A 12,048-nucleotide genomic window follows, 5' to 3' on the forward strand; every position below is an offset into this window, starting at 1 on the left:
GGACTTATCAATCTGTCCACAACGTACCAGTCTATTCAGAAACGCTTAAGTTATTGAACCGCCGTATACGGAACCGTACGTACGGTGGTGTGAGAGGCCGACCCGTTAGGGTCTCCTACTCGATTCTCATTCTTGATTTTGACTTCGTTCTGGTTTAAATGTCGTTAAGTACCAAACGTCTCCAGCCATTCGAATATTCTGATGATTCTTAAAGGCCATTAAAATTTTCTGATTAAGTTCGGTTATTACTTTAGTACCTTCTTTGTAATGGACAATAAATCGCACTTTTAAGACGATACCTTTTTCCTTAACAGTCACAACAGTTTCTGGATTAGGTTGTCCATCAAATAGTGCTAACTGTTTTAATGTTCTTGTCTTGCTTTTTTCATCTGCTAAAAATCGTTTGACAAAAGTTTGATAATTCTCATTAGCAAGCTCTTTTATGATGGTCAATGCTTGCTCCCAATCACTATCGAAAGTCACCAAATAGCTGAGTTCTTTCCACAAAAAGGGCGTCATATTCGCATAGTTATAAATTGGTTTGGTGAGAATATCACGATTGGGGATCTTGATCGTTCTTCCAGTAGGTGCATCTTCTTCAAACCAATTACTCAATTCCATTAATGTAAAATACAAAGGTTTAATACCGATGACTTCACCTTTAATGCCACCCATTTCAATGCGATCATATAAACGAAAATGATGCTTATAAACAATTAAAAACCAACCCACCAGATTACTAAACAAGCCCTTAACCGATATTGTGAGGACCACCACAATAAGTATAGCAATGATCAAAAATGTATCTAAAGCATTGAGCCAAACCCAAATTAAAGCAATACTGAATATCAGTCGCAACAAATTGGTACTAATGCCATGCACGGCATTAAGAATCTTGATATTATCAATCAACCGCGGCCATAACTTTGTTAATAACCGTTCACACAAAAACCAAATAAAAATCAATATAACAGAAAGTACAAGCTTCCCGCTCAATTCACCAGAATTATTAATATTCTGAATAACTTTATGACTAACCGCATCAATCACTTTGTTAACTTCTGTCTGCACCATTATCACCTACTTATCTTAATCGTATCACAACTAAAATAACTAGATGATTCTAATCAACACTACAACCTTTCCTTGGTTAGGTCCCTTTAACTATTAGCTGCTTGGGAGACCCACTGGCCGTGACGGTCATCTTGATCAAAAGGCACACTGCAATCAGCACCTAAAAGAATCCCTTGTCGACCATTTTTAGAAAGCAGACGTTGCGTTTCCGCCACAATTTCAGCGCGCGTCCCTCGATAAAAGACGCCCTGCTCTGTATTGTCAAAACCACCTAAAACCGTCCGACCGCCGAAAAGCTGTTTGCCTTCAGCTAACGTCACATGCGCCACATAGGTCGCAAAATTAACTGCCTTAAAAGGATACCCGCGATAATCTGCTAAGTAATTGTGAGCACCAGCAAAACCACAAATATGTAGTATATTTCCATCGTTGGCAGTCTGAGCAGCACGTAACAGCTTCATTTCGCTAGGAACCACATACTGTTGCCATAAAGCCAAATCAACGGTTGGATCTTGGGGCTGCTGCACACATAAGTAAATTCCTAAAATACCCGTTTGATCAATTAAACGGGTGACTAATTCACTCAGATCATCTGCCAAACGATCCAATGTTCGCCCGAATAACTCAGGATCTGCCTTTAGAAAACGATATATTTTTTGATCATCGCCATCTATGATTTCAAATCGTAAACGTAATTGATACCAGGGCGAAAAAATATTATAAAAACTGCCAATCACGTTACCATAATGAGCAACGATTTTTTTCAAGGCTTCAATTTGACGCTGAAACCAGCGATCAGTTGGCGCTACCGGTTCAATGTGATTCAAATCCGTCACTTGCTGTAATGGCAGATCCAACAAACTGGGTAATAGAAAGAAATTATCACTCATAATTTTCGTATAGTCGGGCTGATACTGATCAAAAAATTGCTGTTGTAATGTGACGACTTTTTGAATGCTATCCAAATTACGGTACCCAAAGACTTGCTGCTTTGTATCCGCGAGATAATGGTGCCAAAAACCCGCTAGGATTTGATCCGTTGGCTGATTTGCTAAGGTTGCTAATAAAACATCCTTTTTAGTTGTCATCAGAATCCACCTCCTAATTTATCAAGCCAAACGCCAGCCACCATTGACGTGAATATTTTGTCCAGTAATATAAGTCGCGCCTTTTGAAAATAAAAACGCGATTGGTGCGGCAACTTCATTGGCATCGGCCGCACGCCCTAACGGAACTTTTGCTTGGTATTTGGCTAAGTTTTCCTGAATACGTGTATGGGTCATTTCTGTATCCGTCACACCTGGCACAATCGCATTCACACGTACCTGGTACTTCGCACTTTCAATTGCTAGTGTCTTGGTTAAACTAGTCACGGCACCCTTAGAGGCTGAGTAAGCACTATAACCTTGGATACCATCAAAAGCATCCACAGAAGTGATATTGGCAATACTACCTGATTTTTGCGCGTATAGATGTGGTAAAAGCGCTAACGTTGGGTACAGCGTGCCAAAAAAATTAACCCGCATGATTGCTTCCCAGGTGGGATCATCATAATCAGTCACGTCGGTAACACTGAATATACCGGCCGAATTGACCAAACCATATATCGGTCCAAACCGATCCGTAATTTCGGTTATGATTTGCTTAACAGCTGTTTTATCAGTCAATTCGACTTGATAGATCTGACTGGAAATTGCTTGATTCACCGCTGATGTCTCTTGGCGAACCTTTGCTAAACGTGACGCATTACGACCAAATAAATGTAAATCGAATCCCTGTTTGGCTAATTCGATCGCCGTAGCCCGACCAATACCACTACTAGCACCAGTGATGATGATAGCTTTCTTTTGTGTGCCCATCTATTTATCCGCCTCCTAAACGGTTGCTAAAATTTCGGCTAAAAATTGTTTGGTTCGCGAAACTTTTGGTGTTGTGAAAAGTTGACTGGGCTGTCCCTTTTCAATCACATGACCATCAGCCATAAAAATAACTTGATTAGAAACATCGCGAGCAAAACTCATTTGATGGGTGATCACCACCATCGTCATGCCTTCTGCTGCTAATTGCCGCATAACCTGCAAAACATCAGTTACTAATTCAGGATCTAATGCTGAGGTTGGCTCATCAAAGAAAATCACTTTTGGATTTAAAGCAATGGCCCGGGCAATCCCTACCCGCTGCGCCTGTCCTCCTGATAATTGAGATGGATAATAATCTTGAAAGTCAGCTAAACCGACCTTTGCTAATGCACTGACCGCAATAGCTTTTGCGGCCGCTTTTGAACGCTTTTGCGCAACAATCAAGCCTTCTGTCACATTCTGCAAGACGGTCTTATTATTAAATAAATTATAGTTTTGAAATACAAAACCTACATTACGGCGAATTGTCTGAATATCTCTTTTGGTTAGATCAGCAAAATCTTTGTCAATACCCGCAAACTGAATATGCCCGCCATCTGCTTGTTCCAAGGTCGTAATTATGCGTAAAAAAGTTGTCTTACCAGAACCGCTCGGTCCGATAAGTGTGATTACATCACCTTGATGAACGGTTAAATCAATATCTTCTAAAATCGTGCGCTGACCAAAACGCTTCTTTAAATGACTAATTGTTAACATGATTGACCTCCTTAGCGATAAACTGTGCGCGTTTTGCTTGGGTATTTGTCACTGCGGTATTTGGCTGCCTGAAACTGAACAAGCGCTGAAACCAGTTTTTATTGGGCTCAGCTACCAGATATCGACTAAAGTAGTGCGTCAAGGTTGAAAATAAGAACTCAGCCACGTAAGCAATGACAAGGTAATAAACCCAAACCACCAAATAAGCTTCCAAGAAATTATACGAAAAGGCTGCTTGCGTTTTAGCCACTGCTGTGATGTCCTTGACAGACATAATAAAAGCCAAAGAAGAATTTTTGATCAAATAAAGCGTTGTATTGGTGATATTGGGTAAGGCAGAAATCAGGGCTTGGGGTAAAATCACACGTAAAAAGGTTTGTGCTGGCGTCATACCCACAAGCAGCCCAGCTTCCAACTGCCCTTTATCGACTGTCTGCAGTGCAGAACGGAAAACTTCTGTCAAAGTTGCCACACTGTTCAAGGCAAAAACGATATAAGCGTAAATAATTGGATCAATGTTAAAGGCAGTTTTGCCGATAAACTGTGCTAGAAAACTTGGAAAAGCGCTGTAAACAATCAGGATTTGCGCAATAATTGGTGTCCCGCGCACGAATGAGACATATAGGCGGACTAGTGGGCTTAACACCTTGACTTGATAAATACGTATCAATGCAAACAAAAAACCTATCGGTAAAGAAATGATCAGCGCCACTAAAACGATTTTGAGTGTGACTGGTACGCCTTGCAGGGTCAACTTGAATACTTGACCCATGAATGCTGTATCTAAAGACATCTTTATACCGCCTCTCTTGATCCATCAATCGTCTGTCGCTTGCGTCTATAGGCTTTTTCAGCACTTGACACAAATTTATCAATTGCTAATGAGATCACCCAATAAATTAAAGCTAAAGCGCCATAAGTTTCAAAAGCAAAGCCACCCGAGTTGTTAGAAACGATCATTTGTGCCTTAGCAACCATATCTACCACGCCAATGGTGAACGTCAATGCCCCTTCTTTAAGTAAATTGATCACTGAATTGGCAAAATTGGGTAACGCAATCACGAAAGCCTGAGGTAGCAGAATGCGATAAAAGACTTGAAACTTAGTCATGCCAACCAGTAAACCAGCTTCCTGCTGACCTTTAGGCACGGCAAGATATGCTGAACGCATGATTTCGGCTACTGGCGCTGAAAATAGCAAGGTCAAAGCAATGATCACAAAATACATCCGCTGCCAGCCTTCAATATTAAGATGAAACCAGCCTTTGAAAAGAAAAGGCAGGCCATAATAGACTATAAAGATCATAATAATTGCTGGCGTTGCTCGAATAACGCTCACATAAATAGACGTTAGCCAGCGCACTGATTTGAGCCGACTCATTTTCCCCCAAGCCAGTAAAAAGCCAAAAATCGTCCCGATTCCAATGGAAATGACTGAGATAAGCAATGTGATCCAAATTGCTGGTAGAATCTGCTGCACAAATTGAAGAATCAAACTCAATTCTTTCATAAAGGGCCTCGTTTCTTAATGTCTTCAATCAAATTTTTGATTTAAAAGTTTGAAGTTATCTTGACCAAAGTATTTTTTTGAAATCTTGCTAGCTTCACCAGACGCAATAATTTTCTTAATGGCTTGATCATAGGCAGCCGCTAGTTTCTTCTGATCTTTATTGAATAACGGATAGGTCTTGATGCCGCCCAAAGTGACATAGGTCAATTTGCCTTTCAAATCAGCATTGGCGCCATTTTTCTTTTCTACATTGGCCTGAAACATTGGTTTGATGGCAAAAAATGCATCATAGCGGCCTTCATTGACCCATTTCAAAGCATCAGAAACAACAAAAGTATCTGCACTGCCTAATTTAATTTTAGGGGTGTGTTTTTTGTTATAATCGGCGATTATGGCATATTGGCCATTCTGAGGTGCGATGGGCACTAATTTACCATGGTTCTTAGTCAATTTTTTTAAACTATCATATTTTGCTTTATCTTTTGTGCGGACAACAAAACCAGAATCACTGACGCCAAAATAGTTTTTTGGAAAGAGATAAGTCTTAGCTCGATCGGCGGTATAAAAAATATTTTTCACACCGACAGCATATTTGCCGCTCTTAACGCCAATCAAAACGTCATCGTCACTTGTCCCGGTATATTTGAACTTATACTGGGGTAGCGCTTTATCCACTGCTTTCATAATGGCAACATCATAGCCATCACCTTGTTTGTTACTGTTCTGATAAGTAATTGGATAATTGGTCGTTGCATAGGCCACTTTGACTGTCGTAACCGCTTGTGCTGGGCGAGCAAAACCTAAAATAGCAAATACACCAGCCACCACTGTCGTTAGCGACAATACAATAATTTGAATCATTCGTTTCTTGATCATGTTTTTCCCTCCATTTAGGCTTCAAATACCAATTTTGCAGTACCAAATTGCAATGTTTGTGGTAAATTTTTTACAGTTGCCCCCTTAAAGCGCAACGTGACTAAATGATTTTCATCACCTTGAATAAAACGAAATTGGCGTTCCTGTATAGGTACGATCCAATCCTCGTTTTGTTGGCTCGCGGTGCTATTGAGCATTTGTGCCCACCGTTCAGCCACTGCTTGAGGATTTGAAACTTTAAAAACACCTTCATGAACCAGAATATTGCCAATAGAATGCGAGACTAAAAGCTGTTGCGCTTTTAATTGTGCCGTTCGTTCTGCGTCACTCATCTGCCAATTGATAAAAAACGGGTAAGGCAGTCCAGCAATCGTATCATCAATAAAAAAGATGGTCCAGGAAATTAAATGTCCCTGTTCATCTCGCCGTTGACCTTCCTGGATTGGCCCTACTTTGATATCAGCCGAACGTAAGCGCTGCCACGTCGCTTGGATATCTGATGTTCTAATAGCAACCGTATTAAAGCGCTCGCGTTGATGCTTAAAATCTTGAATGGCGTCATAGACAGAGGCCGCATCTGAACGCTGGACACTCTGAGCTTTTTGGCGATCATCAACAGTGATCAGCTCAATGTAGTTCAAGCCAAAGTACCCGAGGGCATTAGCCGTCCCTCAAGCCTCGTGGCGACCACCGCGAGCAAAAATCACCCCGACTGCTTTAAAATCAGCAATGGCTTGATCTAAATCTTGAATATTAAGCATTGAATGATCCCAATTTAATATCTCCAAATTAATGCCCTCCCAACTCAGTTGTCCGTTTAATTGCTGCCAAAACATCATTTTGAATACCTGCAGCAAAATCACTTGCATCTAGTTCATGTTGCGCGGCAATACCGACCCCACCTGCTGAATTATTAATATCCAATAATTCGGCTGGGTGTTTTCCAGTTAGTTCTAACATTCTCGCAGCACCTTGCAGATTTTCCAAGGCGATCGCATTCGCTTGCTTGCGCGATAAACCACCCAAAACACCCGCATTAGTTAAAGCAATGAAAAAATTATAAATATAATTTGGGCCAGCCACGCCATAACCGGTATAACTATCAATTTGTGTTTCTGGAATATAATCTACCTTGCCAAAACTCTTAACAAATGGCTCAACTTGGGCCTGGTCAGCATGAGCTGATAAGGTAACGCCACTATAGCCAAAACCCGTATCAGTTAAAGTGTTCGGAATGACTCGTGTTACTGCCAAATTGCTAACATTAGAAGCAGCTTTTAATTGATCAAGGGTCACACCAGCAATGATTGAAACTACCTGTGCGTGGGTATTTGTTTGTGCAATGGTTTGGATCAAGCCTACCCAGTCATCTTGGGGGCGAACGCCAAGTAAAATAATTGCTGCTTCTGCTAACCGTTTTTGGTCTATCTTTGAGTCGCTGCCAATCGCAAATGTTTCGCGCAAATAAGTGACTCGATCCGGACTAATATCATTGACGAATACGTCTGTTGGTTGGAATGCATGTTTTTTCAATGCTGCGCGTAAAATGGCAGTCACCATTTGACCGCCGCCAAAACTGTACAATGCTGTTGTCATAAAAAACCTCCTAAAAAAATAAAAAAATAGCGTGAACTAAGGGCTATACTTAGTTCACGCTACAACGAATTTACGTGTATGTATCAGTCTTCAACTTTGACTAGTTTAGGCTTTTAGGCCAATATCAAGATACATTCAAGAATAGATGATCACGTAATTGTCTATGCGAAACTAAGCCGATTTCAGAACACATCGACATACAGCACATATTACAATTCATCATCATCATTGCATGCATCTTGCAAACCTCCAATCAAAATCTAATTACTATTTAATAAAACTAGCATGGGAAAACGTATCTGTCAACATTAAATATTATTTTTTTAATTTATACATCAGTTCAGGCTAATGCGTCTCTTGGTGATACGGCATTAGCATGTCGCTTCAAGCACCATAGCTGATGAAATTATATTCGTTTAAATATGACAACCGGTTGACATATGAAAACGGTTCAATTATACTTCTATTCGTAAGCAATTGCTAAAGCGTTTTCACTAGTGAATACAGATCATTTAAATTTATGACAGGGAGTCAACAGACTATGGTAAATCAAAAGCAGCTGACAACAACGCTAAAGAATCCGTCTTATTTACAAAGTTCACTGACATTATTACTTTTTTTTGCTTCATGGGGTATTTGGTGGTCTTTCTTTCAATTATGGTTAACCTCTGAAAAAAATGGCCTTGGCCTATCTGGGAGTGCCGTTGGGACGATTTTTTCAGCCAACTCATTAGTAACCTTAATTTTGATGTTCGTTTATGGCGCTTTACAGGATAAATTACGAATTAAAAGAACTTTACTTATTTTTTGTGCTACGATTGCAACCTTGATTGGTCCCTTCTTCGTTTGGTTATATGCCCCCTTGTTGAAAACACATTTTATGGTGGGCATTGTAGTGGGTTCAATCGTATTATCAGCTGGCTTTTTAGCCGCTGCCGGCATTTTTGAAGCCGTTTCAGAGAAATTCAGCCGTCAATTTGACTTTGAATACGGCCAAGCTCGGGCCTGGGGTTCTTTTGGATATGCGTTGGTCGCTTTACTGGCCGGCTTCTTATTCGTTATTGATCCAAAATTAAATTTTTGGGGTGGTTCATTCTTTGGCCTTTTACTATTAGCAAATTTAATTTTTTGGCAGCCTAAAGCCGAAAAGCAAGCTTTACAAAATATGACAGTAACGGACGCAACCACCAGTCAAACACCTTCTATTAAGGACATGCTGCATCTATTAAAATTACCAGAACTTTGGTTGATCATCATTTTTATCATGTTTACTTGGACTTTTTACACGGTCTTTGATCAACAAATGTTCCCCGATTTCTACACCAAACTTTTTGCCACTCCTGAATTAGGCCAGCATATGTATGGCACATTAAATTCAATTCAAGTCTTCTGTGAAGCATTAATGATGGGTGTGGTCCCATTGATCATGAAAAAAATTGGCGTTCGCAACACTTTATTACTCGGTATTACGGTAATGTGCTTACGCATTGGTGCTTGTGGCTTTGCAACAAATCCAGTTGCCATTTCTTTGATCAAAATGTTACACTCGCTGGAAGTACCTTTATTTACCCTCCCTATGTTTCGTTACTTCACATTGCATTTTAATACCAAACTTTCAGCAACTTTATATATGGTTGGTTTTCAAGTGGCTGCCCAAGTTGGTCAAGTAATCTTGTCCACGCCATTAGGCACGCTCCGAGACCATATCGGATATAGCGATACTTTCCGCGTGATTTCTGGCATCGTTTTGGTAGCCGGTATTTATTCCTTCTTCATTTTGAAACGGGACGATAAAGATGTCCATGGTGATCCCTTTATCCGCGCTTAATTTTTTTGCTATTTATGACAACCGGTTATCATCTTTTAAAATCTATCAAATCATATTTCAGATCATAGAAAGGATTTTTCCTATGTTAACGCAATCACCTATCTCTTTGACAGATACCCGCTATCGCTTAGGTTACCACGTCATGGCGCCTTCTGGCTGGATCAACGATCCCAACGGTTTTTGTTACTTCAAAGGCTATTATCATATCTTTTACCAGTATTATCCTTATGCTGCTGAATGGGGCCCCATGCATTGGGGGCATGCCCGCAGTACCGACTTAGTCCACTGGGAGACACTGCCCATCGCCTTGACACCTGGCGACCCCGAAGACGCTGGCGGTTGCTTTTCTGGTAGTGCCATCGTTAAAAATGACAAACTATATCTCATCTATACGGGACAACATTACTACGACGATGACGATCCCGATCATTTCTGGGAAAACCAAAATTTGGCCTATAGTACGGATGGCATTCATTTTACCAAATACGAGCTTAACCCGATCATTGCTCAAGCGCCCGCAGATAATACCCAGCATTTTCGTGACCCAAAGGTTTGGGCCTATGATGGCAATTACTACCTTGCCTTAGGCAGCCAAGCACAAGACGGGCTAGGCCGCGTAATTACTTATCGTTCCACTGATCTGCTGCATTGGCAATACTTAGGGCCAATCACCAAAGCCACCAATGCCAATCAAGAAGGCTACATGTGGGAATGTCCCGATTTTTTCTATCTGAATGGGCAACACGTTCTCCTCACCTCGCCTCAAGGTATCGTTCCGACACCAAAAAAATATCTTAATTTACATGAAACGGGCTATTTTATTGGCACTTATGATTACCAAACCAATCAATTCCAACGGGATACATTTAAGGAATTGGATCATGGCCACGATTTTTATGCCACTCAAACGACTTTGACCCCTGATGGCCGCCGAATCGTCATTGGTTGGCTGGCCATGTGGGAAAGTTTAATGCCTGAACAAGCAGATGGCTGGGCTGGTGCGCTAACCTTACCACGCGAGTTAGTGCTTCATGGCAATCATTTGGGGATGCGGCCAATTGCTGAAACGAAACAATTGCGTCAAGAAAAATTGCTAGACGACAAAAAGACTTTTCAAAATCAATGGTTGTTGAGCACAACAGAGCGGCACTTAGAATTCCAAATTGAATTAGAGGATGCACAAACCGATTTTACCTTTAAAATCGCTAGCCCCAATGGCGACACATTCACAAAATTAGCTTATTTGGCAGATAGTCATGAATTCGTTTTAAGTCGATCTGATCGCGAAGATCAGAGGTATGCTACAATAGACCAATCGGAAAAAGTGGTGCTGGCTATTTTCATTGATCAAAGCTCAGCCGAGATTTTCATCAATGATGGCGCCGCAACTTTTTCAGAACGATTTTATATGGCTACTGCGCCAACGATCAGTTTAGAAACAAAAAGTACATTGACCGCCAGCGTGACAACTTATAAACTAGCAAAAGATGCGATCAAATTTTAAAACAATATTGGAGGTTTCATTTTGCAAATTGGTAGTATTGAAGCAGGTGGTACAAAATTTGTTTGTGCTATCGGTGATGAAGATTATCGGATCAAAGATCAAACTCAATTTCCCACCACCACCCCGGAAGAAACATTACAGAAAACTCTGGATTATTTTGCCAAGTTTGACATTGATGCTTTGGGCATCGCCTCTTTTGGCCCGATTGAAATTCGCCAAAGCTCACCAAAATATGGCTATGTAACGAATACACCGAAACCCGGTTGGAAAAATACTGATTTTGTAGGTACTTTGAAGCAAAAAATCCGGGTCCCTATGTTCTGGACGACAGACGTTAATGGGTCGGCTTATGGGGAATACGTTATGTCTACCCTAGCCAACGAAAAAATCGATTCGTTGGTTTATTACACGATTGGCACTGGTGTCGGTGCTGGCGCGGTCATTGATGGCGAATTTTTAGGTAACGCTGGCCATCCAGAAATGGGCCATACCTTTCTTAAACGCCATTCCCAAGATTTAGATTTCCCTGGTATTTGCCCATTTCATAAAGATTGTTTGGAAGGACTAGTCAGTGGGCCAACTTTAGAAGCGCGGCTGGGCATTAAGGGCCCTGAAGTCCCCCGTGACCATCCAGTTTGGGATATTATGGCCTACTACTTGGCGCAAGCGGCTATTCAGGCAACTTTGATCATTCGACCAGATAAAATTGTTTTTGGCGGCGGTGTTGTTGACGAGGCACTCTTAGAAAAAGTACGTGTTCAATTTGATCAATTACTCAACCACTATATTGACCTACCACCTTTAAAAAATTATATTACCATGCCCCAAGTTGCTAACAATGGCTCCGCGACATTAGGTGATTTTGCCCTTGGTATCAAGGCCTTAAAAGACTAGCTAAAAAAGATTCTCTCCCAAATAGGGCTATACTCCTACTTAAGTAGACAGGTAAATAATTAAAACCTGTTTGCTTAGGAAGGAGTATTTTTTATGGGCCGAAAAGGTTCCAGATATTCTATTGATGAGAAACTTCATTTCATTGGCCTACT

General features: G+C 40.9%; 11 protein-coding genes and 1 pseudogene. 3 read left to right on the forward strand and 9 right to left on the reverse strand.

Annotated elements, in window-relative coordinates; genetic code table 11:
* Positions 1 to 126 precede the first annotated feature (126 nt).
* The 9 genes and pseudogenes from FHQ08_RS12015 to FHQ08_RS12055 all read right to left on the reverse strand — a co-directional run bounded on the left by FHQ08_RS12015 (position 127) and on the right by FHQ08_RS12055 (position 7,670).
* Positions 127 to 1,071 carry a mechanosensitive ion channel domain-containing protein gene (locus FHQ08_RS12015; RefSeq protein ID WP_230914626.1) on the reverse strand — a complete coding sequence of 315 codons (945 nt, stop codon included), beginning with the start codon at positions 1,069 to 1,071 and terminating at the stop codon, positions 127 to 129.
* Positions 1,072 to 1,160: 89 nt separating this feature from the next.
* On the reverse strand, positions 1,161 to 2,162 hold the full coding sequence (locus FHQ08_RS12020) for a uroporphyrinogen decarboxylase family protein (protein WP_230914627.1): 1,002 nt from the start codon (positions 2,160 to 2,162) through the stop codon (positions 1,161 to 1,163).
* Between the two features lie 21 nt (positions 2,163 to 2,183).
* On the reverse strand, positions 2,184 to 2,933 hold the full coding sequence (locus tag FHQ08_RS12025; protein ID WP_230914628.1) for an SDR family NAD(P)-dependent oxidoreductase: 750 nt from the start codon (positions 2,931 to 2,933) through the stop codon (positions 2,184 to 2,186).
* A gap of 15 nt (positions 2,934 to 2,948) precedes the next feature.
* Complete coding sequence (locus FHQ08_RS12030) at positions 2,949 to 3,689, reverse strand: amino acid ABC transporter ATP-binding protein (protein WP_230914629.1); 741 nt, start codon at positions 3,687 to 3,689, stop codon at positions 2,949 to 2,951.
* Complete coding sequence (locus tag FHQ08_RS12035; RefSeq protein WP_230914630.1) at positions 3,676 to 4,482, reverse strand: amino acid ABC transporter permease; 807 nt, start codon at positions 4,480 to 4,482, stop codon at positions 3,676 to 3,678. Before FHQ08_RS12035 ends, FHQ08_RS12030 begins: the two co-directional genes overlap by 14 nt.
* A 2-nt stretch (positions 4,483 to 4,484) precedes the next feature.
* A complete protein-coding gene (locus FHQ08_RS12040) occupies positions 4,485 to 5,198 on the reverse strand; it encodes an amino acid ABC transporter permease (RefSeq protein ID WP_230914631.1) in 714 nt (237 codons plus the stop codon).
* A 24-nt stretch (positions 5,199 to 5,222) separates the two neighbouring features.
* On the reverse strand, positions 5,223 to 6,074 hold the full coding sequence (locus FHQ08_RS12045; protein WP_230914632.1) for a transporter substrate-binding domain-containing protein: 852 nt from the start codon (positions 6,072 to 6,074) through the stop codon (positions 5,223 to 5,225).
* Between the two features lie 14 nt (positions 6,075 to 6,088).
* Positions 6,089 to 6,733: pseudogene (locus FHQ08_RS12050) on the reverse strand (VOC family protein); the annotation flags it as partial.
* A 130-nt stretch (positions 6,734 to 6,863) separates the two neighbouring features.
* Entirely contained in the window at positions 6,864 to 7,670 is an 807-nt protein-coding gene (locus tag FHQ08_RS12055) for a pyrroline-5-carboxylate reductase family protein (protein ID WP_230914634.1), read from the reverse strand.
* Between the two features lie 541 nt (positions 7,671 to 8,211).
* On the opposite strand from FHQ08_RS12055, the gene FHQ08_RS12060 reads away from it, so the two are divergent.
* From FHQ08_RS12060 to scrK, 3 genes are all read left to right on the forward strand, one after another.
* Positions 8,212 to 9,498: an MFS transporter gene (locus FHQ08_RS12060; protein WP_230914635.1), complete on the forward strand. Its 1,287-nt coding sequence runs from the start codon at positions 8,212 to 8,214 to the stop codon at positions 9,496 to 9,498.
* Between the two features lie 82 nt (positions 9,499 to 9,580).
* Positions 9,581 to 11,002, forward strand: coding sequence for a glycoside hydrolase family 32 protein (locus FHQ08_RS12065; RefSeq protein ID WP_230914636.1), 1,422 nt, complete (start codon positions 9,581 to 9,583; stop codon positions 11,000 to 11,002).
* 21 nt (positions 11,003 to 11,023) lie between these two features.
* Entirely contained in the window at positions 11,024 to 11,896 is an 873-nt protein-coding gene (gene scrK, locus FHQ08_RS12070; RefSeq protein WP_230914637.1) for a fructokinase ScrK, read from the forward strand.
* Positions 11,897 to 12,048: the final 152 nt, after the last annotated feature.

The organism is Agrilactobacillus fermenti, from assembly GCF_021030645.1.
In the GTDB taxonomy this organism is placed as follows: domain Bacteria; phylum Bacillota; class Bacilli; order Lactobacillales; family Lactobacillaceae; genus Agrilactobacillus; species Agrilactobacillus fermenti.